The sequence below is a fragment of the Streptomyces sp. NPDC007164 genome, assembly GCF_040634135.1.
Classification (GTDB): Bacteria; Actinomycetota; Actinomycetes; order Streptomycetales; family Streptomycetaceae; genus Streptomyces; species Streptomyces sanglieri.
On the sequence record NZ_JBEYFB010000057.1, the window covers coordinates 1 to 26,560 of the forward strand.

General features: G+C 66.1%; 31 protein-coding genes and 4 pseudogenes. 25 read left to right on the forward strand and 10 right to left on the reverse strand.

Annotated elements, in window-relative coordinates; translation table 11 throughout:
* Positions 1 to 515 precede the first annotated feature (515 nt).
* From ABZ622_RS36675 to ABZ622_RS36735, 13 genes and pseudogenes are all read left to right on the forward strand, one after another.
* Positions 516 to 1,070, forward strand: a complete 555-nt coding sequence (locus tag ABZ622_RS36675) for a hemerythrin domain-containing protein (protein WP_360550858.1) — start codon at positions 516 to 518, stop codon at positions 1,068 to 1,070.
* Between the two features lie 17 nt (positions 1,071 to 1,087).
* Positions 1,088 to 1,858 (forward strand): VOC family protein, encoded by a 771-nt coding sequence (locus tag ABZ622_RS36680; protein WP_360550860.1) that lies wholly within the window; start codon positions 1,088 to 1,090, stop codon positions 1,856 to 1,858.
* Positions 1,859 to 2,202: 344 nt separating this feature from the next.
* Complete coding sequence (locus tag ABZ622_RS36685) at positions 2,203 to 2,514, forward strand: hypothetical protein (protein WP_360550862.1); 312 nt, start codon at positions 2,203 to 2,205, stop codon at positions 2,512 to 2,514.
* 400 nt (positions 2,515 to 2,914) lie between these two features.
* Entirely contained in the window at positions 2,915 to 3,577 is a 663-nt protein-coding gene (locus ABZ622_RS36690; protein ID WP_360550864.1) for a hypothetical protein, read from the forward strand.
* A 110-nt stretch (positions 3,578 to 3,687) separates the two neighbouring features.
* Complete coding sequence (locus tag ABZ622_RS36695; RefSeq protein ID WP_360550866.1) at positions 3,688 to 4,053, forward strand: S26 family signal peptidase; 366 nt, start codon at positions 3,688 to 3,690, stop codon at positions 4,051 to 4,053.
* A 40-nt stretch (positions 4,054 to 4,093) separates the two neighbouring features.
* Positions 4,094 to 4,382 (forward strand): annotated as a pseudogene (locus ABZ622_RS36700) (IS630 family transposase); the annotation flags it as partial.
* Between the two features lie 294 nt (positions 4,383 to 4,676).
* Positions 4,677 to 4,976 carry a hypothetical protein gene (locus ABZ622_RS36705; protein WP_360550868.1) on the forward strand — a complete coding sequence of 100 codons (300 nt, stop codon included), beginning with the start codon at positions 4,677 to 4,679 and terminating at the stop codon, positions 4,974 to 4,976.
* A 332-nt stretch (positions 4,977 to 5,308) separates the two neighbouring features.
* Positions 5,309 to 6,265, forward strand: a complete 957-nt coding sequence (locus ABZ622_RS36710; protein WP_360550870.1) for an iron-containing redox enzyme family protein — start codon at positions 5,309 to 5,311, stop codon at positions 6,263 to 6,265.
* Positions 6,266 to 6,386: 121 nt separating this feature from the next.
* A complete protein-coding gene (locus ABZ622_RS36715) occupies positions 6,387 to 7,067 on the forward strand; it encodes a HemK2/MTQ2 family protein methyltransferase (protein ID WP_360550872.1) in 681 nt (226 codons plus the stop codon).
* A complete protein-coding gene (locus ABZ622_RS36720) occupies positions 7,051 to 7,275 on the forward strand; it encodes a CDGSH iron-sulfur domain-containing protein (RefSeq protein WP_360550874.1) in 225 nt (74 codons plus the stop codon). The genes ABZ622_RS36715 and ABZ622_RS36720 overlap by 17 nt, the downstream gene beginning before the upstream one ends.
* A 123-nt stretch (positions 7,276 to 7,398) precedes the next feature.
* On the forward strand, positions 7,399 to 7,554 hold the full coding sequence (locus ABZ622_RS36725) for a DUF6131 family protein (RefSeq protein WP_148833239.1): 156 nt from the start codon (positions 7,399 to 7,401) through the stop codon (positions 7,552 to 7,554).
* A 222-nt stretch (positions 7,555 to 7,776) separates the two neighbouring features.
* Positions 7,777 to 9,259, forward strand: a pseudogene (locus tag ABZ622_RS36730) (ornithine decarboxylase).
* A gap of 93 nt (positions 9,260 to 9,352) precedes the next feature.
* Positions 9,353 to 9,922 carry a type 1 glutamine amidotransferase domain-containing protein gene (locus ABZ622_RS36735; RefSeq protein ID WP_360550876.1) on the forward strand — a complete coding sequence of 190 codons (570 nt, stop codon included), beginning with the start codon at positions 9,353 to 9,355 and terminating at the stop codon, positions 9,920 to 9,922.
* Positions 9,923 to 10,111: 189 nt separating this feature from the next.
* Here ABZ622_RS36735 and ABZ622_RS36740 read toward each other — a convergent pair.
* Positions 10,112 to 10,225: pseudogene (locus ABZ622_RS36740) on the reverse strand (uracil-DNA glycosylase); the annotation flags it as partial.
* Positions 10,226 to 10,264: 39 nt separating this feature from the next.
* Positions 10,265 to 11,356: a glutamate--cysteine ligase gene (locus ABZ622_RS36745; RefSeq protein ID WP_360550922.1), complete on the reverse strand. Its 1,092-nt coding sequence runs from the start codon at positions 11,354 to 11,356 to the stop codon at positions 10,265 to 10,267.
* Between the two features lie 855 nt (positions 11,357 to 12,211).
* Between ABZ622_RS36745 and ABZ622_RS36750 the strand changes: the two genes are divergently transcribed.
* Positions 12,212 to 12,886, forward strand: a complete 675-nt coding sequence (locus tag ABZ622_RS36750) for a DUF6766 family protein (protein WP_360550878.1) — start codon at positions 12,212 to 12,214, stop codon at positions 12,884 to 12,886.
* Between the two features lie 300 nt (positions 12,887 to 13,186).
* Here ABZ622_RS36750 and ABZ622_RS36755 read toward each other — a convergent pair.
* Positions 13,187 to 13,390, reverse strand: a pseudogene (locus tag ABZ622_RS36755) (Rieske (2Fe-2S) protein); the annotation flags it as partial.
* Between the two features lie 548 nt (positions 13,391 to 13,938).
* Here ABZ622_RS36755 and ABZ622_RS36760 point away from each other — a divergent pair.
* The 9 genes from ABZ622_RS36760 to ABZ622_RS36800 all read left to right on the forward strand — a co-directional run bounded on the left by ABZ622_RS36760 (position 13,939) and on the right by ABZ622_RS36800 (position 18,019).
* Positions 13,939 to 14,319 carry a gas vesicle protein gene (locus tag ABZ622_RS36760; protein WP_360550880.1) on the forward strand — a complete coding sequence of 127 codons (381 nt, stop codon included), beginning with the start codon at positions 13,939 to 13,941 and terminating at the stop codon, positions 14,317 to 14,319.
* A gap of 88 nt (positions 14,320 to 14,407) precedes the next feature.
* Positions 14,408 to 14,872, forward strand: a complete 465-nt coding sequence (locus tag ABZ622_RS36765) for a gas vesicle structural protein GvpA (protein ID WP_360550882.1) — start codon at positions 14,408 to 14,410, stop codon at positions 14,870 to 14,872.
* A 3-nt stretch (positions 14,873 to 14,875) separates the two neighbouring features.
* On the forward strand, positions 14,876 to 15,589 hold the full coding sequence (locus ABZ622_RS36770; RefSeq protein WP_360550884.1) for a GvpL/GvpF family gas vesicle protein: 714 nt from the start codon (positions 14,876 to 14,878) through the stop codon (positions 15,587 to 15,589).
* 9 nt (positions 15,590 to 15,598) lie between these two features.
* On the forward strand, positions 15,599 to 15,850 hold the full coding sequence (locus ABZ622_RS36775; protein ID WP_360550886.1) for a gas vesicle protein GvpG: 252 nt from the start codon (positions 15,599 to 15,601) through the stop codon (positions 15,848 to 15,850).
* A gap of 84 nt (positions 15,851 to 15,934) precedes the next feature.
* Positions 15,935 to 16,378 (forward strand): gas vesicle protein, encoded by a 444-nt coding sequence (locus ABZ622_RS36780; RefSeq protein WP_360550888.1) that lies wholly within the window; start codon positions 15,935 to 15,937, stop codon positions 16,376 to 16,378.
* The gene (locus tag ABZ622_RS36785) at positions 16,375 to 17,166 is read left to right on the forward strand and encodes a GvpL/GvpF family gas vesicle protein (protein ID WP_360550890.1); all 792 of its coding nucleotides are present in this window, start codon (positions 16,375 to 16,377) and stop codon (positions 17,164 to 17,166) included. The genes ABZ622_RS36780 and ABZ622_RS36785 overlap by 4 nt, the downstream gene beginning before the upstream one ends.
* Before the next feature lie 13 nt (positions 17,167 to 17,179).
* Positions 17,180 to 17,428: a gas vesicle protein gene (locus tag ABZ622_RS36790; protein ID WP_360550892.1), complete on the forward strand. Its 249-nt coding sequence runs from the start codon at positions 17,180 to 17,182 to the stop codon at positions 17,426 to 17,428.
* The gene (locus tag ABZ622_RS36795) at positions 17,418 to 17,828 is read left to right on the forward strand and encodes a gas vesicle protein K (protein ID WP_360550894.1); all 411 of its coding nucleotides are present in this window, start codon (positions 17,418 to 17,420) and stop codon (positions 17,826 to 17,828) included. Before ABZ622_RS36790 ends, ABZ622_RS36795 begins: the two co-directional genes overlap by 11 nt.
* 17 nt (positions 17,829 to 17,845) lie before the next feature.
* Positions 17,846 to 18,019, forward strand: coding sequence for a CsbD family protein (locus ABZ622_RS36800; protein ID WP_266918323.1), 174 nt, complete (start codon positions 17,846 to 17,848; stop codon positions 18,017 to 18,019).
* 376 nt (positions 18,020 to 18,395) lie between these two features.
* Here ABZ622_RS36800 and ABZ622_RS36805 read toward each other — a convergent pair whose 3' ends face one another.
* The 5 genes from ABZ622_RS36805 to ABZ622_RS36825 form a co-directional block, all read right to left on the reverse strand.
* Positions 18,396 to 19,433, reverse strand: coding sequence for an SRPBCC family protein (locus tag ABZ622_RS36805; RefSeq protein ID WP_360550896.1), 1,038 nt, complete (start codon positions 19,431 to 19,433; stop codon positions 18,396 to 18,398).
* A 6-nt stretch (positions 19,434 to 19,439) separates the two neighbouring features.
* A complete protein-coding gene (locus tag ABZ622_RS36810; protein WP_360550898.1) occupies positions 19,440 to 20,270 on the reverse strand; it encodes a histone protein in 831 nt (276 codons plus the stop codon).
* 874 nt (positions 20,271 to 21,144) lie between these two features.
* A complete protein-coding gene (locus ABZ622_RS36815; RefSeq protein ID WP_360550900.1) occupies positions 21,145 to 21,819 on the reverse strand; it encodes an HAD family hydrolase in 675 nt (224 codons plus the stop codon).
* Positions 21,820 to 21,878: 59 nt separating this feature from the next.
* A complete protein-coding gene (locus tag ABZ622_RS36820; RefSeq protein WP_360550902.1) occupies positions 21,879 to 22,844 on the reverse strand; it encodes an LLM class F420-dependent oxidoreductase in 966 nt (321 codons plus the stop codon).
* Between the two features lie 534 nt (positions 22,845 to 23,378).
* Positions 23,379 to 23,516: a hypothetical protein gene (locus ABZ622_RS36825; protein WP_360550903.1), complete on the reverse strand. Its 138-nt coding sequence runs from the start codon at positions 23,514 to 23,516 to the stop codon at positions 23,379 to 23,381.
* A 385-nt stretch (positions 23,517 to 23,901) separates the two neighbouring features.
* On the opposite strand from ABZ622_RS36825, the gene ABZ622_RS36830 reads away from it, so the two are divergent.
* Together ABZ622_RS36830 and ABZ622_RS36835 are read left to right on the forward strand one after the other, a co-directional pair.
* A complete protein-coding gene (locus ABZ622_RS36830; RefSeq protein ID WP_360550905.1) occupies positions 23,902 to 24,228 on the forward strand; it encodes a plasmid stabilization protein in 327 nt (108 codons plus the stop codon).
* 151 nt (positions 24,229 to 24,379) lie between these two features.
* Positions 24,380 to 24,601 (forward strand): hypothetical protein, encoded by a 222-nt coding sequence (locus ABZ622_RS36835; protein WP_360550907.1) that lies wholly within the window; start codon positions 24,380 to 24,382, stop codon positions 24,599 to 24,601.
* Between the two features lie 197 nt (positions 24,602 to 24,798).
* On the opposite strand, the gene ABZ622_RS36840 is transcribed toward ABZ622_RS36835, so the two are convergent.
* The gene (locus ABZ622_RS36840) at positions 24,799 to 25,335 is read right to left on the reverse strand and encodes an isochorismatase family cysteine hydrolase (protein ID WP_360550924.1); all 537 of its coding nucleotides are present in this window, start codon (positions 25,333 to 25,335) and stop codon (positions 24,799 to 24,801) included.
* A 220-nt stretch (positions 25,336 to 25,555) separates the two neighbouring features.
* Entirely contained in the window at positions 25,556 to 26,254 is a 699-nt protein-coding gene (locus tag ABZ622_RS36845) for a UdgX family uracil-DNA binding protein (protein WP_360550909.1), read from the reverse strand.
* Between the last annotated feature and the right edge of the window lie 306 nt (positions 26,255 to 26,560).

Here is a 26,560-nt window from a genome sequence, read left to right on the forward strand (position 1 = left end):
CCACGGCGGCCTCCCCGGCCTCGATGTCACTCATCACGTCAGTCATCAACTGTCGCTTCCAGCTCGGGAGTTACACCGTTGACCGTACAGACCCGCTCCGTCAGGCCGCCATGCGTGACATCAGCGGTCACTCGTCCCGGTGGGCCGACGGAGACCGCAAAAAATGCCATGCCCGTGAGTCTGGGCGATTGGGTCATCGACCTGAGACAGCGGAAGAACCGCTGATCAGCGGTCACAGCCCGCGCCACGGATGGCGAGACCCTACAGCCGGGAAGCGGACCGGAACGCCGGGAAGTGTGACCCGCTCAAGGGCGGGGCAGCGCGCAGCTGGGCCGCTGCCCGTGATACCGATCCTTGTGCGGGACGGTGGTGATCGCATCACGAGACGTGAGCCGGTGAGGTGAGTGCGGCGTCATTCCCGCGCGCGTGGCACCGGTTTCGCGTCGGGGGTGTGTTGTCTGTGTGCTGCCACCTCTCCGAGAGGTGATCAACCCGAGGAGAGGTGCGGTGTCGACATGGAACCTGGTGGCGATCTGATCGCGGAGCTCGCGGCCGATCACCGTGAGCTGGAGGACCTGTTCTCGCAGATCGAGTTGCAGCCGGTCGACCACCCCCGGCGCCGGGAGCTCGCGGACCGGCTGACCGCGGAACTGGTACGGCACACGGTTGCCGAGGAACTGCACCTCTACCCTGCGGTGCGCGAGCACGCACCGCACGGTGCGGCCCTGGCCGATAAGGAACTCGCCAGTCACGCCGGAACCGAGCGGATGCTCAGGGACCTCGAAGACCTGAGTGTCGATGACCCGCGGTTCAACGACACGATCGCGAAACTGAAGTTCGAGGTCGCCTCCCATGTGCGCGAGGAAGAACACGAACTGTTCCCGAAACTCGCAGCCGCCCTCCCGCCCGAGAAACTAAACGAACTCGGCCGCCTGGTACGCCGGGCCAGGGAATCCGCTCCCAGCCCTTGTTCCTCGCTCCCGAACCTCCCGCCCGCCAACCGATTCCTCGTCCCCGGAGCCGGGCTGGTGGACCGCGTACGCGACCTGCTCCGCACCAACATCCGCTGAACCCGCAGGAGCATCGAATGCCGATCCTCGAAGGAACCGTGCCGGTAGCCGGTGCGCCCTGCTGGGTGAACCTGATGGCGCAGGACCTGAACGCGGCGCAGTCCTTCTACTCCGCTGTCATGGGCTGGGCGTTCAGGCCCAGCGCACTCGGCAGTGACTTCTCGGTGGCGCTGGCGCACGGCCATCCGGTCGCCGGGATCGGGTGCTGCCCGGGCGGTGGCCATCAGGCCGTCTGGACTCCGTACTTCGCCGTCCGGGACGCGGACGAGACGGCGGGTCGGATCAGCGAGCGCGGCGCCACTCTCGCCGTGGGCCCGCTCGCCCTGGGCGAGGGCCGTGCCGGGATCGCCGCCGACCGGGACGGCGCCGTGTTCGGATTCTGGGAGGGCTCGGCCCTGTCCTGGCCCGCAGAGCAGGGTGGCGTGCCGGTCCGTCTGGACCTGCGGACCCGCGACGCGTTCGACGCCGCGATCTTCTACGCAGAGGTCTTTGACTGGGCCCGGCCCGGCGGCTGCACGGTCGAGTACGCCCAGGACCACATCGTCGTCCGGGCCGGCGGACGCACCGTCGCCACCCTGTACGGCGGAGGCATCGAAACCGACCCGGACCCAGGAATCCGGCCCCGCTGGAACATCGACTTCCACGTCGAAGACAGCAAGCAGGCCGCGGAGGCAGCCATCACGGCAGGAGGCGAATCCGCACCGGCTCCCTCACCCGCCGGCGCCCCGAGCAACACCTTCGCCATCCAAGACTGCGACGGCACACTCTTCACCGTGTCCGACACTTGACGACGGGGACGCTCGGACCGCACATCGGTGCGCTCGTCAGCCGGGGAAGCGGAGGCGCAACGGAGTCCGTGAGGGCGTCGAGCTGCTCCGCGAGGCCGGGGTGAGCGGCTGCGAGACGGGGGGTGGGTGGCAGGCGGGTGGCGTTGTGTGTGGGGGGCGGATGAGTTCGGCTGGGGCATCGTGGGCGAGGGCCGCATGGATTGGGCCGAGCGGGCGGCGGGTGGGAGGTCGGTGAGCGCGGTGATCTGGTCGGCGATACGCCGTAGGTTCGGGGGCATTGCGCCGCGATGGTGCGGTTGGTGGCCGCACGTTCGCGCGTGGCCAGGACGCATTGCCTGAGAGTCATGCGCCGTCGTATCCCTGCCATCCTCGACACCTTCGCTGGAGGCGTCCTGCTGGCGCCTATGCCCGTGTCTGCCATCGCCGCTATGGGCACTTTCGAATACAACACCCGTGATGGCGTGTTGAAAATCCTCATCAATCGGAACGACGACACCTGCTACAACACCGACATCAACAGTCCGGTGTCGAACAAGACCAACCGCGACTTCATCATCTTCAAGGGCCTGAAATGCATGGGCAGTTCTACCGCACTGCTAACCAAGGGCTCGGGAAACCTGGAAGGCGCAAGCGTGCAGTTCGTGCGCTGCCCCTGACGTCCAGGCGACTCCCCCGCAGCGGTACCGCGCGTCAGACGTGGATGCCCGAGAGCGAGGCGCTCTCCGCAGATTCGACACACAGAAAGGCGCGAGATGCGGCTGCGGCAGACGTTCGCCGTCTTGGCGGCTGTGGCCTCGGTGCTCCTCGTTCAGTCGGCAAGCAACTCACAGGCGGCGACCGGGGATTTCATCTGTCACGGAAGTAAGGGCGGTCCGGCCAAGAGCCTCCACAACCCTGAAGACGGCCCGGTCTACCAGTCAAAGTCGCTGCGGAGACCCTGACCGAGAACCACAGCAGCAATCATCACCTGGCTGTGAGACTCCCTGCGCTCGCGTGACCGTCGTCGCCCCGTTCACGCGTCTCACGCCCCCATTCGGATTTGTCTATTGTGGTGTCATGCGGGCATCGGATGGTTCGGTTGAGTGGCTTGAGGACTTCATCACTGCGTGGCACGGCCCACGTCAACCGAGCTATGGCCTGACCGAGACGGAACTACCCGAGTTCCTCCCAGTGCCGCTCCAACGTCTGTATCGTCATGCCGGACGCTGGCCCGGCCCGAATCCGGAGGAGCACTTGCCGGACTCGCCCGGGATCTTCCAACAACAAGATGTGCTCGTACGCGCCGAGGCCCTGAGCCTTCACGATGGAACGGTCGAGTTCCTCAGCGAGAACCAGGACAGCTGGACATGTCGTGTTACAGCCGCCGGTCCAGCGGCACCCGTCGTGCTGAGCAACGCCCACTGGATGTGGGACGACGACTCGGAAGACGAGTACACCCCGCTGACACCATCTCTCGAACAGTTCCTTACGAGCTTCGTGCTCCAAGAAGCGGTCTTCGGATGCCGCAACCTCGCCACCACCAGCGAGCTGACGGCCTTGCCCAACCAGTCGATCCCTCTCTGGCTGGACGGCTGGTACGTCTTCGAAGAACCCAGCCACAGCTTCTGGAGCGTTGACTCCGCGCTCGTCGCCGAAATCAGTGGAACCCGCTGGGTTGGCTGGAACGGTCCAGACGCGCCCTCAGCTGAGCTCGGCAAGCTGCAAATGATCCGAAGCTAGCCTGCGCACTTGAGTCGACCAGTGCCGCATCAGGCAACGTTCGCCTCGCTGGTGGAGCACGGGGGAGTAGATCTGTGGGGTGGTACGGGGGAATCTGCCACGATCACCGGATGGGTGTACTGGATGCAGTGGCAGGCAAGGTTGCTGGCGGGGCCACCGTGACGTTCCGGCCCAGCGGCTCCTCGATGGTCCCGCTGATACGCAGTCGGCAGCAGGTGGTCGTGGCTCCGGTCGACCCATCGAAGTTGGAGGTCGGGGACATCGTCCTCGCCCGTGTCGCCGGGACGGTCTACTTGCACTTGGTGTCGTCTGTGGACCTCGCCAGGAAGCGGGTGCACATCAGCAACAACCGTGGCCGCGTCAACGGCTGGACCAGCCACGATCGTGTCTTCGGTATCTGTGTGGCAGCCGACGGTGCCACCTGGTCAGGAGCTGTGTACAAGACGCTCGCGGCCGACTCCGACGAGTCCTCCTGAACCTGACGCTCCAGCTGCATCGGGCCGCCTGGCTATTCGGGTGGCAGAACGAGTGCGCGTCCGCGAGATCGATGACGACGAGGGCCGGCGGAAACTGCGGATAGTCCGCAGGGGGACGGGCTCCGTGGCGATTTGGCGGCGCGCGATGATGGTGCTGCTGTCCGCTCAGGGCATGCCGGTCGTGAAGATCGCCAAGTCCAAGCCGACCGAGCATGACCTGCCGTTCTCGACCTGGAGCCTGACCGGACTGGCCGACTTCCTGGTTGCCGAGGGGTGGTCGACGACATCAGCCGCGAGGGCCTGCGCCTTCCGTGCTCCGCGAGGAGGGCGCGCACCAGGAGTTCCCGACCACGGCCGTCGGCTATCGTCAACTCACCGCCTGGACAAAGGCCTTCGGTGTCATTCGACGCGCCGGCGTCGAGTGCACCGAATCCTACGGAGTCGCGCTGACTTGAGCGCTGCGCCGGGAGGGCATCGACGTCGTCGCGGTCAACCAGCCTGGCCGCGCGACCCGGCGCAAGCGCGGCAGGACGGACGCCACCGATGCGGATGCGGGCGCACGGGCCGTTCTTTCGGGACGCGCTACCACCACGCCGAAGACCGCAGACGGTCCTGCAGCGGACATGCACGTGCTGCGGCCGGCCAAGGAATCGGCCGTCAAGGCGCGCACCCAGGCGATGAACCAGGTCAAGGCCATCCTCCTGGTCCTCGACCCCGATCTGCGCGAACCGATCACCGGACTGACCAACCCGGCCCCGATCGCCACCTGCGCGGCTCTCGGTGATGACCGCGGCGAGGCGGCCTTCGCGCTGCGCCTGCTCGCCCGCCGTCGTGGCGATGTTCTTGTGCGTCATCACTCTGCTCCGCTCACGTTCGCCGCCGCGACGGCAGCACGGACATGGATGCCACTGGCCGCCTACTGAAGGAAGCCTCAGCAGCCGTGCCGGTGTAGCCATTTCGCGACTGGATGCTCTTGCGGCAGTACGGAGCGTGATCCGTACAGTTGGTTACGGGCCGGCGCTGTCGGCAGCCGCCGATTTCTCCGGTCGTCCGATACCGAAGACCCCACGCAGCACCGACACGGCGCGCCGGACCGACGGCGAGGGCGGCCCAGCCTGCACGGGGTCCGAAGCTGCGTAGCCGTTGGAGATGCGTAGGCGAGCGGGTGGGGCGAGGATCGAGTAATGAACGAGCCCGCTCTGCGTGGCCGCGTAGAACGCGCGGGATGCGCGGGTCCTGAACGGGGTGATTGACCATGGGCGCAGGCCGGGACCCGGTGCTCCCGAGGCATCGGGGCCCGCTCTCCGGCGCGTTGATCGGCTGTCTCGCGGAGCAGTGTCCACTGCCGGATCCGGTTGCGGCCCAGGAAGCGGATCCCTACGGGGACGATCTCCAGTTGGCGCTGTACGTCTCGTACGAGTTGCACTACCGGGGTTTCGCCGGGGTCGAGCCCGCGTGGGAGTGGGATCCCTCGCTGCTGACCGTGCGTGCCGCGCTGGAGGACCGCTTCCTGACCGCGCTGCGTCGAGACGCATCCGCTCGGCTACCGGTGGACGATGCCCTGGCTGAACTGCTGGAACCGGTGAGCGGGGGCGGCGTACCGGAGTTCCTTCGGGAGCACGGCACTTTGCGGCATCTGCGCGAGTACGTGGTGCAGCGTTCGCTCTACCATTTGAAGGAAGCGGATCCCCACGCTTGGGTGCTACCGCGGCTCAGCGGTCGTGCCAAGGCGGGGATGGCCGCTGTCGAGTACGACGAGTTCGGCGGAGGGCGCGCGGAGCGGGTGCACGCCCGGCTCTTCGCGGACCTCATGGCGGACCTGGGGCTGGAGACGCAGTACGGCCGTTATCTCGACGATGGCTGCGCGGAGATGCTCGCTCTGGTGAACGGCATGTCGCTCTTCGGTCTGCACCGCAGGCTGCGTGGAGCGCTAGTAGGTCACTTCGCCGCTGTAGAGATCACTTCCTCGCCCGCCTCCCGCCGCCTCGCGCTCGCCATGAAGCGCGCGGGTGCCGGCCCGGCCGCGGAGTTCTTCTATATGGAGCACGTCGAAGCCGATGCCGTGCACGAACAGGTTGTGCGTCGTGAGGTCATCCGCGGACTCCTCGACGATGAACCCGACCTGGAGAAGGACATCGTGTTCGGCATCACCGCGACCTCGCACCTGGAGGACCGTCTCACCGACCGGCTCCTCGCAGGTTGGGGAGCCTGAACGGAGAGGCCTCCGGTTGTCCCGCCGGCCGCAACCGCCACAGGTGCTTGCCAGCAGTCGGCTCGGGCCGCGCGGGGAACTTGGGGACCACGGCCCGTTACTGTTCGACGGGAGTACGCGTATGGCTGCGGAACCAGCAAGACCTTCGCATCCCTTCCTCATCAAATTGCCCGGTGTCTACGCTCCGCAGGGCGACACCCGGCTGCTGATGACGGCTCTTGAACGAGAGCGAATCCGCCCCGGGGCCGTTGTGCTGGACCTCGGCACAGGAAGCGGCGTCCTGGCCCTGCGCGCCGCGCAGCTGGGCGGAAGTGTGATCGCCGTCGATGTCGCGCGCGTAGCCGTGGTGACGGCGCGCCTCAACGCCTTTCTGCACCATCGGCGGATCACCGTACGGCGAAGCGACCTGATCTCCGCAGTCGGTGAGCACTCCTATGACCTGGTGCTCTGCAACCCTCCGTACGTGCCGTCCCCGACGGCGAGGGGCCCCACGCGGGGCGCCTCGCGTGCCTGGGACGCCGGGCCCGACGGGCGGGCGGTCGTGGACCGTGTGTGCGACGACGCCCCCGCAGCACTGCGGCGGGGTGGGGTACTCCTCATGGTGCACTCAAAGCTGTGCGATCCCGATGCCACTGTGCGCCGTCTGTCCCGCGGCGGTCTGGAGGCGTCCATCAGTGCACGGGCACACATACCGGTGGGGCCGGTCCTGCGCTCCAGAATCAACTGGCTGCGTGCGCGAGGACTCATGAGTGCGGACGACAGATTCGAGGAACTGGTGATCATTCGTGCCGAACAAACCTGAGTCCCGACGGCGTCTCACCGTGACTGAACGCGGCCCTCTGCTGGTGGAGGGGCCGGTACAAGTGACCGGTGCGGACGGAACCACCGCTGTCTCCGACCGCTTCGTCGTTGCTGTCTGCACATGCCGACGCAGTCGGACCCCTCCGTGGTGCGACACCAGTCACCGACGCCGTGCCGGGCAGCGAACTGCTGCGAATGTGGACGAATGATCCGGGCAGCGGCGGGGCCGACCGCCGCTTCTGCCCGGAAGGCTCTTGGCCTGCTGGGCAGTTGCCGTGGCGGCTCACGGGAGTCAGAGTGAAAGAAGAGCACACACGAGATCGGAGCGTGTCGTGATCATCCTCGGAGTCATCCTGCTTGTCATCGGTTTCGTGACCGGCATTTCCATCCTTTGGACGATCGGGATCATTCTCGCGGTGGTGGGTCTGATTCTGTGGATCCTGGGCGGAATGGGACACGCGGTCGCCGGGCGGAGGCACTACTGGTAGGGCGACCGCAATCTGGTCGGTACCCGAAGGCGTCGTCCCACAAGCCGGCTCCGTCGGCTTCCACATCGGCACTGCATACACGAACCCACTACGGAGTGGTTCTCCGCATGCCGCTGAACCGGACCCTGCTCCCACCGCGGTTCCTCGCCATCGACGTCCATTGAGCGGAGCCAGGGCACCCGGCTGGGCCCCTCGGCCGACGTGTCAAGGAAGGCGTCGCACATGCCTATGGACCACAGCAAAGCGCCCGTCCTGGACGCGCTCACCGCGTACAAAGAGCGGAACGAACTCGGATTCTCGCCTCCCGGCCACAAGCAGGCGAGCGGAGCAGATCCGGCCGTGCGCGCGGTCCTCGGAGACGCTGTCTTCCTCAGCGATGTTCTGGCCAGCGGCGGCCTGGACGACCGGCGGACTACGCAGAATGTGCTGCGCCGAGCGGAACAACTGATGGCGGACGCCGTCCACGCGGAGCACACCTTCTTCTCCACCTGCGGCAGCTCTCTCTCGGTGAAAGCCGCCATGCTCAGCGTCGCTGCACACGGCCAGAAGCTCCTTGTGGGAAGGGACGCGCACAAATCCGTGGTGTCCGGTCTGATCCTGTCCGGCATCGAGCCGGTGTGGATCGAACCGCAATGGGACACCGAGCGCCACCTCGCGCATCCGCCCTCGGCCGAATCCTTCGAGCGGGGCTTCGAAGAAGACCCCGATGTCCGCGGCGCCCTCGTGACCAGCCCCACCCCGTACGGATCCACTGCCGACCTGCACGCCGTCGCCGAGGTGTGCCATCGCCGCTCGCGCCCCCTGATCGTCGACGAGGCATGGGGGGGCCCACCTGCCGTTCCACGCGGACCTGCCTTCCTGGGCCATGGACGCGGGCGCCGACGTCTGTGTCACCAGCATCCACAAAATGGGGAGCGGCCTGGAACAGGGCTCGGTCTTCCACCTCCAGGGAGAGCTGATCGACCACGACACGCTGGCTTCCCGGGCGGACCTGCTCGGAACCACGAGTCCCTCAGTCCTTCTCTACGCCGGAATCGACGGCTGGCGGCGTCAAATGGCTCTGCAGGGACGCCTCTTGATGACCCGCGCCCTCGACCTGGCAGCCTCCGTCAGGCAGGAGATCGAGACCATCGACGGAATGCACGTCAACGACCGTGACGACTTCTGCGGCCCAGGGGCAGGAGCCGAGTTCGACCCCCTCCCCGTCGTCATCGACATCGACGGACTCGGCACTTCCGGATATCTCGCGGCCGACTGGCTCCGCGCGCACCACCGCATCGACACGCACCTCATGGACCATCGCCGCATCACCGCACAGCTCACCCATGCGGACGACTCCACCACCACCGGACGCCTGGTCACGGCGCTACGCGATCTCGCCCGCCACACGGACATGCTCCGCCCGGAGGCACAGGTGGCGGTTCCCGACCCGGGCGAGCTGAGGCTGCCCCAGGTATGTCTGCCGCGCGATGCCTATTTCTCGGCGGTGGAGGACGTACCGCTGGACAAAGCCGCAGGCCGCACGGCCGCAGAGATGATCACGCCCTATCCACCGGGCATCCCCGTGGTCCTGCCCGGGGAACAGCTGACCGAGCCCGTTCTGCACTACCTCCGCTCGGGCATCGACGCAGGAATGAACGTCCCCGACCCCGCCGACCCCACGCTGCGCACCGTCCGTGTCCGCGTAAACGGTGATGACCCCTGAACAGCACGGCTGGCCGCCCCAGGACGGGGCAGATGAGTCAAGGATCCCGGGATGCATACCCAGGACCTCACACCCTCCTGAAAGGACCCAGGAATGTCTGACGACGACTTGAGCAAGCGGAAGGTACTGGCGATCGTCACGAACTACGGTGTCGTACAGGACGAACTCCTGGTACCTCTGGAACACCTGCGAGGCTGGGGTGCCGAAGTTGATGTCGCCGCAACCTCCACGGAAGAAGTCCGGACACTGGTGAGCGACAAGGCCCCCGGGAAGACCATCCGCCCCGAACTCGCTCTGGCCGACGTGGACCCTTCCGCTTACGACCTGCTGCTGGTCCCCGGCGGCACCTTGAACGCCGATGCCCTGCGGGGCCAGGATTCCGCCACTGGTATCGTCCGTTCCTTCGCCTCGTCCGGGCGGCCCGTCGCAGCCATCTGCCACGGGCCATGGGCCCTGGTCGAAGCGGACGTCGTGGCAGGAAAGAAGCTGACGTCCTACTCGTCGCTGAAGACGGACATCCGCAACGCCGGCGGCGAGTGGACCGACGAGCCGGTAGTCACGGATGATGCCCAGGGCTGGACTCTCATCACCTCGCGCAACCCCGGTGACCTGCAACCGTTCCTCCGCGAGGTGGACTCGGCACTTGCCGTGACCACCCAGTGAGCACGGACGGGTGCCGCTTGCCCGACTGAGCACAGCACCACTCGCGGTTCAGCCCGCTGCCCCGATCACGCGAACACGCTGTCGTCGAGGTGGGCGAGAAGGTCGGCCGGGCCGGAAACACCAGGCCCGTCGACGTCGCTCATCCTCAGCCGCGTCTCTCCCATTATTCGAAGCGGGCGGGTCGGGCCCCGGCAGGGACAGCAGCGCGCCACGCGCCTCGGACACTCTGAAGGAGCTGCCGAACAGGGCCTTGCCCGCAGTCGCGCCCAGTGCCACAACAAGTTCTGGATCGATCCGGCGCAGATGCCACCCAGTGCGGAAGCGGGGCAGACCTCTTCACGGTCAGCCACGTGTCCTGGACACGCACTCGGCCACTGCGTCACGAAGGCTTCCGGTGCGAGCGAGCAGTTCCCGTTGGGTCTGCGCCCCGGTCCCCCGCTCCAGGACGTCCATGAGCGCCTTCTCGGCCGAGGCGAAGTCGTGGCTGTCCTCCAGCGCACTGCGAACATGCGCGAGCAGGGCCCCGACGACATCGGCCGCGGGCTCGGGCCGCATGGTGCGAGGGTGGAGCAGTTGCCCCTCCAGTCCCGACCGGCCGGCCTGCCAGGCAGCCATGCGCAGGACGCCCGCTCCCGCCGGGTCCGGCGGATCGCCGGCGCGCCACTCGCGTGCCGCGGTCTCGACGAGGCCGCGGACGAGCGTGGCGAGCAGCACGGTGTCGGCCGGGTCCAGGCACACGTCCGCCACTCTGATTTCGACCGTTGGGTACCGGTGCGAAAGCCGCGCGTCGAAATAGATCATTCCTTCGTCACGCAGGACTCCCGTTTCGATGAGTGCCTGGACCTGTTCGTGGTAGCGCTCTGCGGAGCCGAAGACCTCGACCGGTCCGGCGGAGGGCCAGCGCCCCCAGACCATGCTCCGGTAACTGCTGTACTTCGTGTCGCAACCTTGCCAAAAAGGCGAGTTGGCACTCAGTGCTAGCAAAATTGGTAGCCATGTGCGTACTCGGTCCAATACGCCGACGCCCTCCTCGTCGGAGGCCACGGAAACGTGTACGTGGCATCCGCACGTCAGCTGTTCCTGCGTGGTCTGGCCGAACCTGTCAGCCAGCCAGCTGTGCCGCTCCCCGTCACCGATCGATGGGCTGACCGGCAGGGGAGCCGTCGCAAGGGCCACCACAGCTGCCCCGGTCCGGGCGGCACTCTCGGCGGCCTCAGCGCGCCAGCGGTGGATTTCGTCCGCGAGTTCGCGCATTCCATTGCACGGTTCGGTGGCGAATTCCAGTTGCTGATGATGAAGCTCCGGCTCGAAGGCCGAGTCTCCCTCCGAGCGCCGTTCGGCGACGGCCAGCACGGCCGTCGAAAGCGCCCGGGGCTCACCGCTCTCTGTGTCGACGAGCAGCAATTCCTCCTCCACACCTACAGTCCGCACGATTGCATTCTCCCAGCAGCGGCCCTCTGGTGCCTGTCATGGGTTCTCGCGTGACGTCGCCATGGCGCAACCGAATGAGCACGATCGCGAACTGCGTGCCATTGGAGTGTGTTCTTCCGGCTTGGATTCGACCCGCGCCCCATGCTGGGCAGGAAACCAACATCATGGGTGTACGGCCGCAGGCCGGAACAGGCCAGGAAGCAGAGAGAACAGATAATGGCTGAAGCAGGAAAAGAGACAGTCGAAGGAACCGGGCACACAGGCCTGAACTCGCCGATGTCCTGCACGCCATGACGGCGCACGGGAACCGGGGGTGGTGCCCTCCGGGCGCCACCCGCCGTGCGGGGTTGCTCGTCGTGCCCATTCTGGGTCTGGGGCTCACAGGGTGCGGCGGCTCCGGCGAGCGCGCTTCGGACGCATCCGCTGCCGCGGCAGGATTCGAACGGGCCATCGCCACCGGTGATGCCTCAGCCGCGTGTGTGGCTCTGGCACCGGAGACCCGCAACGAAGTGGCGGCGTCCGGAAAGACGGCATGTGCCGACGCGATCCCGGAGGTGGAGCTCCCCGCAGGGGGTTTCGCCCGTACGGTCGATGTCTATGGTCGGCAGGCGCGGGTCGTTCTTGCCTCGGACACCCTGTTCCTCTCACAGTTCGCAGACGGATGGAAGATCGTCGCCGCCGGGTGCCGGCCTCGGACCGGCCACCCCTATCAATGCTCGGTCAAGGGCGGGTGAGCCGTATGCGAGTCATGTTCACGCTGCTGCTGGGCTCGGTGGTGGCAGGCCTTGCCTACTTCATCGCGATCGGGCTGATGCACCGGTGAGACCATGTGAAGTCGCGGGTCAGGAAGGGGCGGCCATGCGTCGCTTCTTGCATGACAACGGGCTGAGCCTGGGTTTCGGCACCGCCTTCGTACTCGCTCTCGTGGGGCAGGCCGTCGCCGGACACTTGGAGTTCAACGATCAGCTCGCGACCGACGGCCTTTCGCGCATCGGGTTCGGCTCCTATCTGATGTCCTCGGACTTCGCCGTCGATGTGACAGAGAACTGGCAGTCGGAGTACCTGCAGTTCTTCCTTTACATCTTCGCGACGGTCTGGCTGCTGCAGCGCGGTTCGCCCGAGTCCAAGAAACTGGGCAGAGCCGGCACCGAATCGGATCGGGAACAGCGGATGGGCGCATACGCCCGCAAGGATTCTCCACGCTGGGCCGGTATCGGTGGAGCCCGCCAAGCGCTGTTCAGCCGCTCACTCGGCCTGGTCATGGCGGGACTGTTCCTGCTGTCATGGCTGGCACAGTCCATCGCGGGCGTCGCTGCCTACAATGAGCAGCAGTTGCGCTCACTCCAGGCCCCGATCGGCTGGGGCAACTATCTCGTTTCCGCCGACTTCTGGAGTCGCAGCCTGCAGAACTGGCAGTCCGAACTGCTCGCAGTGGCCTGCATGGCCACCTTCTCCGTATACCTGCGCCAGCGTGGGTCCCCGGAGTCCAAACCCGTCGGCACAGCTCATGGAACCACCGGAGTCGAGGGGTGACGTGTCTCCCTGAACAACGAGAGAAAGCAGTTCGGTTCCGGCCCGCGCCTCGTCACGGACACCTCCATCAAACCGGGCTGCCCTGTGACCGTCGCGTCTGAATGGCCCCGCCGTACAGATAAGGCATGCCGTCCTGCAGCCCACCCTCTGCGGTGTTGTCAGAGCACCCGCTTTGTACCTGGGGACGTGATCAGGCCCTTCGCGTTGATCACCCCGACACTCCCTCACGGACCGTACGTAAACGCGTCCGCTGGCGACCTTCGGGGCTGGTCGACGGCTGCCAGCCCGCGCATCAACCTTGCCGTCCGTGAGCCGGAAGCCACTGGCATGCCAGGGGCAGCTGATACAGCCGTCGGCCACGACGTGGCCTTCGTCCAGCGGCCCCCCGGCATGTGTACAGGTCACCGAGAGCGCTCCGATGGGCACGTCCGTCAGCATCGGGTGTCCCAGCCAGGTGCCCGACAGCGCGTTCTTGATCGCTTCGGGACGTGTGGCCCGCGCCATCCAGCCGGCAGTCTGTGAGAGACACCGTCGAGGGCATGCAGTCCTCGACTTCTTCGGCCAGCTTTCGCAACATGGTCATTCCTCGCCGCCGGACGGGAGCACCGCCCTCGTCCGGCACAGGCCTCGCGTGAGACCGGAAGGGCTCCGCCACGATCACCCTTGAATCGCAGTGGACGGGCCGCCGACGCGGCCGGGTTGCCATGCTTCGGCAGGGGAAGCCGTGGTTTCGATCCCGTAGGCCGGGAGTCCCGCCCACGATCACCACGTGTTCTGATGCGCGCTTACCTACCCCCCTTTTCACTGTTGTGGCTGTGCACTGCGCAAGCAGATCTTCGACAGATCGCCCTTGTACCTGCCCTCGGTAGAGGGCGCCTCCGGCCTCAGCGTGTGTCGGCGATCGTCAATGACTCAGTGTGCAGGGGCACGAAAGTACAGCCGTCCCCCAGTGCAGAACCGTGAACGGTCAGCTCAAGCCGACTATCATGTAATGGCGCCTTGTGAATATGGCGTGGGCAGCATGTCGTCTCCGAAACTCCGGAGAGGGGAACATGGCTGTAGGAGAAGAAGACGAGACAGAGCGTGTCCGGCGCCCGTCCAGCAGGAAGACCGCCGGGAAAAGCGATGCTGGTCGGGCCGGCAAGGGTGCGAGTGGGACGAGCCGCGCGCCCCGTCGGGTTTCAGCACCGCAGGCCATGCGGTACGCGGCTGAGCAGCTCCAGGAGCTTCTCGGACGGGCTCCGGAATCCGTCTCGGCGCTGAAGCCGACGGAAGACGGCTGGCAGGCGGACGTAGAAGTCTTGGAGCTGGAACGTGTTCCCGGCACAACAAGCGTGATGGCCAGCTACCGGGTGATGCTGGACAAGGACGGCGAACTCGTGTCGTACGAACGCACACGACGCTACACCCGAGGGCAGATCGATCGAGGTTGAGGCCCGTACCACACCGCGGATATAGCGATTGGCACCCGGACGAGAAGGCTGCGCCGGAATCGAACGTGAGCCACTGAAAGGGGGCACCATGACTGTGGTGCCGCAAGCCGGAGGAACCATTTCCAGAGGCGGTGGGGGAGGGTCCGCCAACCTCTACGACATCATCGATCTGATCCTGGACCGCGGCTTGGTCATCGATGTCTTTGTACGTGTCTCGCTGGTGGGCATCGAGATCCTCAAGATCGATGCCCGCATAGTCGTGGCGAGCGTGGACACCTATCTCCGCTTCGCGGAGGCCTGTAACCGCCTCGACCTGGAGCAGGGCCGCAAGGCCCCCTCCCAACTGACCGACCTGGTCGGCGAGGTCACCGAGGGCGGAGCGCAGGGGAAGACCAAGGGAGCCCTGAGCGGGGCCGCCGAAGTGCTGACCGATGCCCTCAAGGGGGGCGATGACGACGAGGAGAGCGAGCGGTCCGAAAAGAGGCGCAAGGAACCCGAGGAAAGGCGGGAGCGGCCACGGCGTCGGCCCTCCGCCCGGCGTCGCGAGGAGTGAGCCATGCCCGTATACGTCTACTCCATCCTCCTGCCCACTCATCCGCAGCGCCTGGACGGCCTCGACGGGGTGGGAGATCCGCCGGCAGCGCTTCGGACCGTGCATTCCGAGAAACTGTCCGCTGTCGTCAGTGACGCGCCCGAGGAGCTACGGCCCAAGCGCCGGGATCTCGGCGCCCACCAGGCCGTCCAGGAGGCGCTGATGGCCGACGGTACGGTTCTGCCGCTGCAGTTCGGTCTCACCGCCACGGACGACGAGGCGGTGCGAGCGGTGTTGGAGGACCGCGCGGATGAATTCGGCGAACGGTTGCGGGCGTTGGAGGACTGCGTCGAGTACCACCTGAAGGCTTCCCAGGACGAGGATGCCCTGCTGCGTCAGATACTTCGCGAGTCCGATGAAGCCCGCGAGCTCAACGAAGCGATCAGGAGTGGCAGCGGAAGCCCGGAACTTCCCCTCGCTCTCGGCGAATTGGTCTCACAGGAAGTGCAGGCGCGGCAGGGTCGACTCGCGGCAGGTGTTATCGACGCGCTGCGCGGATTCGCGCGGGAGGAACGCTCGTCGCAGGCGACCGGGAACGACTTCCTGAACGTGTCCTTCCTTGTGACGCGGGACAACGAGAAGAGCTTCCTCAGCGAACAGCAGGGTCTCGCCGAGGAGTTGGGCGAAGAATTCGACCTGCGACTGCTCGGCCCGCTCCCCGCGTACAGCTTCGTCTAGGGAGCCTCCATGGGACTGCTGACTCAGCTCGCGACCCTTCCTCTGGCTCCGGTGCGCGGTGTGGCCTGGGTCATGGAGCGTGTGGTCGAGGCCGCGGAGAACGAGTACTACGATCCAGCGCCCGTCGAGCGCGAACTCGCCCGACTGGAGCGACAGCTCCTGGCCGGGGACATCGACGAGGAAACATTCGATCGGCGCGAGGACGCGCTGCTGGACCGGCTGGACGAGATCAGGGGGCATATCCGGGGCACATCTACCTGATCTCCACTGTCCACGGGACGACAGAGCGTGGTCATGCGGCGCCGTTGCCGCGTTGCAATACCAGGGAATCGAGGTGCAGGGTCCGTGTCCGAACCCGTCGCCAGGAGACTGGGCGATCTTCCGTCCAGGTCCGCTCCGTATGGCCAAGGCTCCTCAGCCAATCTCGCCGACATCTTGGAGCGGGTCCTGGACAAAGGCATCGTCATCGCCGGCGACATCCAGATCAACCTCCTGGATATCGAGCTGCTCACCATCAAGCTGCGCCTTCTGGTCGCTTCGGTGGACAAGGCGAAGGAAATGGGCATCGACTGGTGGGAACACGACCCGGCATTGTCCTCCGGTGCCAATGACGGCTATCGGTCACTCGCCGAGGAGAACAGACGGCTGCATGCCGAGATCGCGGCCCTGCACGAGGACCGTGAGCTGCCCCCGGCCGAGGAGGAGAGTCGTCCTTCGGCTCCCCGCCGCACGTCACGCACCAAGCGGTCAGCCCCCAGCGCCCGCGGCGAAGGACGGGACAAGTCATGACCGAGACCGTCACCTACGCGTACGCCGTGGCACGGGACGCCGACGGATCGCTGACGGAAGTTCTCGCCGAGCTCCCTGGAGTGTCGGATGCGCCGGTGCATCTGGTGCGTGCCAGAGAAGGCCACGATGTGGTGATCGCCGTGAGCCCGGTACCCGAGCGGGACTTCCAGGAAGCCGCGCTGCGAGCGCATCTCGAGGACTTGGAGTGGCTGGAGTCGGTCGCCCGCTCCCATCACCGCGTGATTGAGGCCCTGGCAGCCCGCACCACCGTCCTGCCACTTCGTCTGGCGACGGTGTACCTGGACGACGAGCGGGTACGGGGCATGCTCCGTACCCGCCACGAGGCGTTTGGTCGCCGTCTGACCGACCTGGCGGCCCAGGTGGAGTGGGGTGTCAAGCTCTACGTCGAAGTGTCTGCGGAGAGTGAGAACAAGGCCGCCGCGGACACGCCCACGGGCTTGAGCCCCGGACGCGCCTATCTCAGTCGGCGCAGGGCGCAGCGGCATGCTCGCGAAGACGCTTACCAGGATGCCGAACGGGCCGCTGAGCGGATACAGGCCGCCGCCCGCGACCACGCAGTGGATCGTGTGCAGCACCGGCCGCAGCAAGGTGAACTCGCTCGTCGGCCGGGAGAGAACGTCGTCAACGACGCCTATCTTGTGCCGCTGCACCGAGCCGAAGGATTTCGCGCCGCCGTGATGAGGGCGGCAGAGGGCATTAGCGGGGTCCGCCTCGAGATCACCGGGCCGTGGCCCCCGTACTCCTTCGCCGCCGAGGCAGAACCGTGAAGAGGGTCGCTCCATGAGGTCGGTCGGTAGCCTTCCTGCCACGTCGCGGGAGCCGCTGCCGGAACGGCAGATCGCACTGATCGACCTGCTGGACCGGTTGCTCAGCGGAGGCGTGGTCCTCACCGGTGACGTCGTGCTTTCCATCGCGGATATCGACCTCGTGCGCATATCACTGCGTGCCCTGATCGTCTCCATCAGCGAGCAGAACCCCTCCCCGTGGAATGCCCTCTCAGCACCCCTAGGAGAGGACCATGACAGCTGAAAAACGTCCTCCACCCGGCAATCGCCTCGACGAGGTGGCCGACGCCGCCGTCCGTGCGTTCCGCATGCTGCCGGCGATGCCACAGGAAGTCCCGCCCCGGCGCAGGGCGGAAGCCCGAAGGCCCGCCCGCCGGATCACCACGGACCCGGACACAGTGGAACGGGACCTGATCAAGCTCGTCCTCACCCTCGTCGAGCTGCTGCGACAGCTCATGGAACGCCAAGCCCTTCACCGGGTCGACGCAGGAGATCTCACCGAGGAGCAGGAGGAACGTCTGGGAGCAACTCTGATGATTCTGCACAGTCGTATGATTGAACTCTGCGCAAGATACGACCTTTCCATGGAAGACCTTAATTTGGATCTCGGACCCCTCGGGACTCTGCTGCCACCATCTGAATGACTCCCACGGAGCAAAAAATGGGCATCGGAAAGAAGACCAAGAACATCGGAAAAATAGCAGAGGGGAAGACCAAGGAAGCGGCTGGGAAGGCCGTGGGCAATGAAAGCCTGGAGGGAAAGGGAAGGGCGCAAAAGACGAAGGGGAGGGTGAAGCAGGTGATCGAGAAGGGCAAGGACACCTTCAAGCACTGAGTGTCTAGGCGCATCGAGAGCCAGACGCCGACCTGCCGCACTCGGGGCAACGGCAGGCCTGCGTCCGGCGCACCAAGGCAGTTGGTAGGGGCAGGGTGAAAGGCAGCCGTCGATCAGGTGGGGTCCGTACTGGCTGTCGTGACGGAAACGTGGCCAACGGGGGTCCCACCGGATCCAGTTGTTGACATGGGAGGCCGTCGGCCTGGCGTCGGGTCAGGCACGCCGTGCTCCGGCCGAGGCCTTGCACGGCCCGCTGGTCTGGCCAGGTTTTGACCGAAAGTCCGCTTCCTGGCACTGGGGCACCGGCAAGGCCACCGACTCACCCCCTCATGGCCGTCAGCCGGGGCTCTGTCAGGCCCCAGCTCACCCCGCTTCTTCATCGCCGTCTCACTCTTTGTCGTTCCCTCTCAGCATCTCCATCCTCCTCGTCCTCGTCCTCGTCGTACTCATCCCTCTCGTCCTCGTCGTACTCATCACCCTCGTCCTCGTCCTCGTCGTACTCATCCCTCTCGTCCTCGTCCTCGTCGTACTCATCCCTCTCGTCCTCGTACCCATCACCCTCGTCCTCGTCGTACCCATCACCCTCGCGGTCATGGTCCCCGTCTTCTTCTTCAAGAGCCTCTTCGTGGGTCTGCACGACCTCGCCGTCGCGGATTTCTCCACGCCAGCCCTCGGGCTCTTCGTCGGTGAGCGTGACGTGGCGCTGGAAGTGTTTGAGATCCAGCCGAAGTCGTCGTCCCTGAGCACGCCACAGATTTCCGGTCTTCTCGAAGAGGCCCGAAGCATAGTATTCAACGACCAGCACAATTCTGGTCAATCCAGGTGCCAGTTCATGAAAACTTACTGCACCACGAGTCGACCCTTTGGCCCCCTCGGATGTCCAGACGATACGTTCATCCGGCACCTGCTCTTGAACGGTTGCTTTCCAGCCTCGTGTCGATGGGCCAACCTTGGCCTTCCAGTCGCTGGAGGTCTCGTCGGTCCGAGAAACATCCCGCACGCCCTTCGTGAAGCTGCTGAATTTCTCGTACTGCGTCCAGTGGTCGTATGCGGAACGCAACGGCACACCGACGTCGATGACCTCGATGATGTTTGTAACCTTCTTGTCTCCCGACTTGCGCCCTTTCCCTCCGCCGAGGACGTCCTTCACCTTCCCTGCGACGTTGTCCTTGACGTTCTTCGCCGTCCCGGAAAGCACGGCTTTGAGGGGGGAGTCGCCGCCGAGGAGGTTGGCTCCGACCTTGGAGAGCGATCCCCCGTTCTCAGCGACGTCGGTGAGTTGGTCCGTCGCGTCGATCAGTTTGTCGCCAGCTCTTTCTGCTAGATCCCCCACCCGCGCCGTCAGATAGTCCCCGAGTTCCTCGCGCAGTCGATCCAGTCCCGAGTTCGCATTACTCTGTTCCGCTTTGGGCATGATTCATTACCTCCGACGCTCGACGCGCGATGATGTCTTCTTGGCGCTTTTCTTGGCAGTCTTCTTCGCAGCGGGAGCAGTCTTCTTCCCTGCGGCAGCCTTCTTCGCAGGCGCCTTTTTGGCTCTGGTTTTATGCGTTGCCGCCTTCTTTGTCGCCGCCTTCTTCGCAGCAGTCTTCTTGGCAGGCGCAGATTTCTTGGCAGTGCTTCTCTTGGTAGGCGCGGACTTCTTGGCTGCCGACTTCTTCCCATCTCTCTCGGCAGCGGATTTCCTCTTGTCCGATTCACGTCGGCCAGCGGCCGACTTACGCCTTCGCGGCGCAGGCCGCTCAGCAACTCGTGGGGCGCGACGACGGGTCCGTTCCTCGCGTTCCTCCTCCCGATCGGAGCCCTCGGAGCCCTCCTCGCCTTCCTCTTCCGGTTCCTCTTCCTCCTCGTACTCCTCTTCCGGTTCCTCTCCCCCGTCGTAGACGTCCTCGCTTTCGCGCTCCTCTTCCCCCTCCCCCCTCCCTGGTGCTCGACCACCACTCTCCAGCTGACCTGTTCGCTCATGGAGCGAATCAGCAAGTGTCGCCATGCGACGGTTGAAAGCAGCGGCGACGGCCTCCCGGCCGGCGTCCATCACCTCCCCGCGCAGTTGCTCACCCAGTTCCGCAACCTGGGGAATATCCCCAAGCTTTCGCATCCCTTGAGTCACGAGTTGGCGCGGTTCGAGTCCGAATTGACGCCCTGCGATATAGGACGCAGCAGTGAGGGCGAAACGACCCTTTTTCGTACGACCCAGCACATACCCGCCCACCAAGGCGGTAGCAAGCAGGATCTTGTTTCCTTCATTCATGAATGCGTCACCTTTTCATGGAGCACACGGCCGGTAAGCATTTGCTCAGGGAGGCCACCTCGGCAGCACGCTCCTGCCGTATCTCCAGATTGATCGGTGTCACGCTCTACGCATCCCGAGCGAGCCGACAGGACTCTTCGAGAACCGTGCGGCGTTACCGGTCTGGACGGCTCCCAGCGCGCGGCATGGGGCCACATGAGTTGCTGTCCAGGCGGCCCGCCATTGGGGTCACAGCTTCCGCTCCGCCGTATCTTGCGGAAACACCAGAGACCCTCACCTCGCAGCCACGCGAGGCGTGACTCGCCCTCAGAGCCCCCTTGGTTTTGTTCACGAAAACCAGTTCTGGCCGCTTTCTGTGTAAACGGCGTCCCGAGTGACGCCTGAGCTCAGCCTGCCGGAAGTGCCCTGGAAATGATCAGTGCCGACCTTCGAGTTGCCTACAGTTCAGCTTGCGGCTCCGTTCCCACCCTCACCCATCCGAGTCATGGGGGTACCTACGCGCAGCTCGCTCGCTGGGTTCGGCATCGGTGTGGGCCCGCACGAGCCGGGTGCGGTTCCGAAACAACGGGCGGCGCCTTGCAAGCGTGGGGCGGGGCAGGGCGGGGTCCGGACGGGGCACGATCGGAGCGAAGCAGGCGGCAGTTCCGGGCCTGGGCTGGTGCCCCCGGCTCGCGGACTGCTCTGAACTGCCCGGAGGACCGGCTCGGGAGCCGGGGACAGGCGTGACCGCGTACTCCCGCCCGGATCTGCTCCCGGCCAGGACATATGCTCGTTCGAGCGGGGAGGCGCACTCGGCGCTCGCCGTGAACACCCAGCGGGTACGCCGCCGGGACAGGTTCCGGGACCCGACACCTGAACACGTATCCATTCGCTGTCAGCCCGCTGCCCCGATCCGCGCGAACACATTGTCGTCGAGGCAGGCGAGAAGGTCGGCCGGGCCGGAGTAGACCTCGCCCGCTCCGGCCTCTTCGAGGTCCGCGCGGGGAATTCCGCCGGAGAGGACCGCCACGGCAGCCACGGAGGCCCTGGTCGCCGACTGTATGTCCCAGACGGAATCGCCTACATAGACCGTCTTATCGGGGGTCCCTCCGGCGATCTGCATCGCTTGCCGGATCGGCTCAGGAGCAGGCTTCCCCTCGTCCACGTCGTCCGCCCCCGCGGTGCCCGCGATGACATCGTCGGCGTCGAGTGCCCGGCGCAGCGCTCCAAGTTCGTGGTCGGACGCGGATGTCGCAAGCAGGACCGTCCAGCCCCTTCCCGCCAGGGTGCGCAGAAGGTCGGCCGCGCCAGCCAGCGCGGGAAGTCGTTCGAAGTAGGTGGCGTACAGCGTCGTGTGCGCCCGACTGATCCGTGCGTCCTGTTCATGGTCCCGGTCCGGCCCGAGAAGGTGCTCGATCAGGTCGTCCGAGCCGAGGCCGATGGCCTTGTGCACTGCTGCCATCGGCACTGTGTGGCCGGTTTGGCGGAACGCCTCCCACCATGCGGTGACATGCAGGTAGTTGGTGTCCACGAGCGTCCCGTCCACATCGAATACGGCGGTTCGGGTCATGGTGCGTCCTTCACAGTCCTTGAGGCCGGGTCGTGCAGTGCGGGGGGGGCCCGCGCCGTTCAGAGTTCACGCAGGGCGGGCAGGAGCCGCTCCTCCGCCCACCGGAGGAACGGACGCTGGTGCGCACCACCGATCTGGACGAGTGCGATCTCCGTGAAGCCCACGTCGGTGTAGGCGCGTACGGCGTCGACGAACTCCGCGACATCGTCACCGCACGGAACGGACGCTGCGATGTCCTCAGGCCGGACGTACCGTGTGGCCTGGCCGAATGCGGTCGTACCCGGCAGTTCGGAATTCACTTTCCAGCCGCCGAGCGACCAACGGAATTGATCATGGGCACGTCCGACCGCCGCGTCCCGGTCCTGGTCGTAGCAGACCGGCAACTGGCCGATCCGGGGCTTTCCGGCGCCCCCATGACGATCGAAACCGTCCAGCAGCTCCCTCCTGGCTTCTGTGGCGATGACGAGATCGGCCAGCCGGCCCGCCAGCTCACAGGAACGCCGTCCCGAGACCGCGATACCAATGGGCACGCGCATGTCGGGAAGATCCCACAGCTTGGCATCGTCCACGTCGAAGTGAGGGCCGTGATGATTGACGTAGCCGCCGTCGAAGAGCGCTCCGATGATCTCCACGGCTTCTTCGAGCATCTCCAGCCGCACGCCCGCGGCCGGCCAGCCCGCCCCGACCACGTGCTCGTTGAGGTTCTCCCCGGAGCCGAGTCCGAGCCGGAAGCGCCCTTCGGAGAGCAGTTGCAGCGTCGCCGCCTTCTGCGCCACGACCACGGGGTGGTAGCGGATGGTCGGGCACGTCACGTAGGTCATCAACGGAATGGTCGACGTGGCCTGTGCCGCCGCTCCCAGGATGCTCCAGGCGTACGGGGCATGCCCCTGGGAATCCAGCCAGGGAAAGTAGTGGTCCGAGGTCACGGAGAAGTCGAATCCCGCCCGCTCCGCCGCGACCACATCGTCGACGAGTGCGCGCGGCCCCGCCTGCTCAGTCATCATCGTGTATCCGAATTGCGCCATGCGATACGGTTTTCCGGTCCGCTGCTCTGCCGAAACTACGTTCAGACCAATGGCCCACCGACGGGGGACCCCTGCAGACGTCCAAACAGTGTGAGGGGTGCGCGGGGGCGGGGAACTGAGTGGGCCCGGCGGACGGCACGGTATCTACCATCGGCTCTTGGTGCATGCGGCTGAAGAGCACAACATCATCCAGGCGCTGGAGCGCATTCCCGTCCCCTCCTCTGCGCCTGTGGCAGCTGCGTTTGGAGTGGTGCCGGGCACCAGTGGGTGCCGTGCCTCTCCTCCACCGCCCGGGCCTCGGCTGGGGTCGGCCTTCGTGACTTCGCCCGGGAAGGTGGGAGGGCCTTCGGTAGGGGCCTCGCAGGTCTCTGGAGCCGGGGTGTCAGCGCCGCCCACGTCGTCGGTGGACACGTTGCTTGCGTCGGGGTGGTCGACGAACTGCTCCTGCGCCTGGCTCCAGCTCTGGGTGTACTGCTCACTGTCCGCTACCGACAGCGGCTTGATCTTCAGAGTGTCGTGGCGGTGTTCGCGTTCTCAGAGTTCGTGTTCCGCGGCCGGGCGGCTCTGCTTCTCCTCCACGAGTCGCTCGTACGCCGGGCCGAACTGTTTCTTCAGACGGCGTCTGCGTACGACCTGCCATGCCACAATTACGCACAGCAGCAGGACGACCACCGGGCGACCGTTTTCGCACTCGGACTCGGATCTGGGCTAGCGGCACGGGCACGGGCACGCTCCCATCTCATGTGTGCTCGCTGCGGTCTGCTCCGAACGGGAGCAGACAGTAGAGGTGTGTGCTGGTGCTGGCCAGCGGGCTTCGCCTCCCTCGCGCGGCGTTGAATGGCGGTATGGGTCTGCCGCGCCCGCTCGTCAGCAGTTGGCCCGCCGCTACCACTCCCCCGGTCTGTCCCCACGTGTCACCGGACTGTCCCGGGTGGCGTGGTGGACGTGGTGGGCGTATGGGTGGAAGTGCACGGGGCGGCGCGAGGACGCTGGGCGCGGGGCTCCTCTCGCGGACTTCCACGCCGCACAGAGCCAAACATGAGAGAGGGAGCGTTTGATGCCTGCAGGTTCAAGTAGTAAGCGGGAGAGGCAGTACGAGCACATCAAGGACAGTGCGCAGAAGCGCGGTGCTTCCGAGGAGCGTGCGAAGGAGCTTGCCGCGCGCACAGTCAACAAGGAACGGGCCCGGTCCGGGGAGTCCAGAACAGCCAGCAAGACCTCGACACGCGACCCGAAATCCGCCTCACAACGTGGTGGTGAGCGGTCCCATAGTGGAGCGCAGGGGCCCACCAAGGACCAGCTGTACGAAGAGGCGAAGAAGAAGCACATCGAGGGCCGCTCGACGATGAACAAGGACGAGCTACGCAAAGCACTCGGTCATTGAGGCGGACGGCCCGCGAACCAGCGTTGTGGGTCGGCCTGCGACGGGGTCGTAGCGACGTGTGGCATGACCGGCCGAGCCGGCACGTGGCGTAGGTGTGTTGCGCGGTTGTGAACGCGTTTCGTATTCCGCGTGCGTGTCCGGTTGCGGCCGCGTGTCCGGACCCGAAGGCGGTATGCAGCATGGCGGCGATGACGTCGAGGAGCTGACGGCCGACCACCAAGAGGTGGACGAACTTTTCGACCAGGTCGAAGCCGTTCCGGCACGAGGTCCAGAACGCAGACGGCTGCTCGACCGACTGACCCTCCTTTCTCCTGGGCTGGGGCTGGGGCTGGTCCACCGTGTACGCGATTTCATCACCGGCCGCGGCGAATGACTGGCTCTTCTCAGTACCGCGACAGAGCTCGGGGTCCGGTGCAATGCGTGGAACGGGCACGGACACCCGCCCACGGCTGCCGGCCGCCCAGCAGTGTTTCGGCCCTCACAGCCCGTTCCGCCCCCTCACCGCACAGCGAGACACCCGGCCGACCTCGCTGTGCGACAAAGCACAGTTCACCGGACGGCCCCCCGGAATCACCACACAACCTCAGCAGCCCGTGTAATGTCCGCGTGCATGTTCCGCCGCATCATGGCCAGCGCAGCCTCCGCGAGGTCCGGGTGGATCGCGGCCACGGCGTCCACAGGCACGATCACACCGAGATGCCGGATGTGCGCGTCGAGCGCCGAGTACAGCACGCACTGTTCGGTCGCCTGGCCGGTCAGAACCAGCCGGTCCACACCGAGTTCCGCCAGCAGATACGTCAACGGCGTCTCGTAGAAGATGGAGTGTCTGGCCTTGACGATGAACAGGGACTCCGCGTCCGGCCGTAGCGGCTCCACGAGAGCAGCGTGCGGCGTCGCCAGGGCCTCGTCAAGCAACTCACCGTGGTGCGAACGCCACTGTCCCCAGTTGTCGTTGGCGTAGATCACCGGAATTCCGGCCGCCCGGGCGCGGCCGAGCAACGCCACGATCCCGGGTAGCGCTACCTTGGCGGCGGGCAGCAGAAGTTCCGCATCCCTGTGCTCATAGGTGTTGATCATGTCGATGACGATGAGTGCGGAGCCTGTCATTTCACCACCATCTCCCACCCGAGCCCTCCCGGCAGCCTCGCCATCGATCGCGATTGCCCATGGCTCCTCGTTCCGGAGGCTGCAGGTGATCAGCGCCAAAAGCGCGGTTCAGTTCTTGCCTCGGCCGGCCAGGAGGTCGCGGGTCCGGGTCCGGGTCCGGGTCCGGGTCCGGGTCCGGGTCCACCAGCCCTAGGCCGGGCCCCAGCAGCGTGTCGAGGCGTCAGCCGAGGAGCCGTGCGGCCATTCGCAGATCCGAGAGCAGACCTTGGTACGCCTCGTCCCGGTTCCTCGCCCGCAGCACGGCCGAGGGATGCACTGTGGCGAGGAACCGATGCTCGTTCGCGCTGGCCTCCTGGACGGCATCCTGCTCCGCGGGGATGTCCCAGTTGGACAGGTCCGGCAGGGACAGCAGCGCGCCGCGTGCCTCGGACACTCTGAAGGAGCTACCGAACAGGGCCTTGCCCGCGGTCGCGCCCAGTGCCACAACGAGTTCTGGATCGATCCGGCGCAGTTCGGCGGCCAGCCAAGGGCGGCAGGCCGTGATCTCCCGAAGGTTCGGTGCCTTGTGGATACGCCGCTTCCGCGTATCCGTGAGCGGCGCGAATTTGAAGTGCTTGACGGCATTGGTGAAGTAGACCTGGCTCTCGTCGATCCCGGCTTCGGCCAGTGCCTTGCGCAGCAGTCCGCCCGCCGGACCGACGAACGGTTTGCCCTGGCGGTCCTCCTGGTCGCCCGGCTGTTCCCCGACCAGAACGGCGCGTGCGTCGGCCGGGCCGGCGCCGAAGACCGTCTGCGTGGCGTCCGCGTACAGCGGACACCCTCGGCACTCGGCCGCCGCACGGCGCAGAGCGGGCAGGCCACCCCTGCTGGGCAGGTAGTCGAGGGCGCTCTCGTGGAGTCCTTTTGCTCTGTCAGCCATGACGACTCCCTGCTTGCCTCGGACGCCGGCCGTCTCTTCGGGAACCGGACGCCACACATTCGCTGGATTCCACCGTCTCAGGCCAGGCTCCGCCTGTCCCACGGTGCCCGTTGCGCGGTGGCAACCGAGGCGAATGCCTCCACGAAGTCGTCGGTGGGGCCATCAGAGCTCCCTGGGTTGGCGCGAAGCCTCAACCCGACTCCGCCGCTCCGCGTGGGCCTCCGCGCCACGGGAGGCGAGATGGCCCAGTCACTGGTTGGCTGGATAGGTCGGCCCGTACCGGCGAAGCACGGGGTCGGGCCCGGG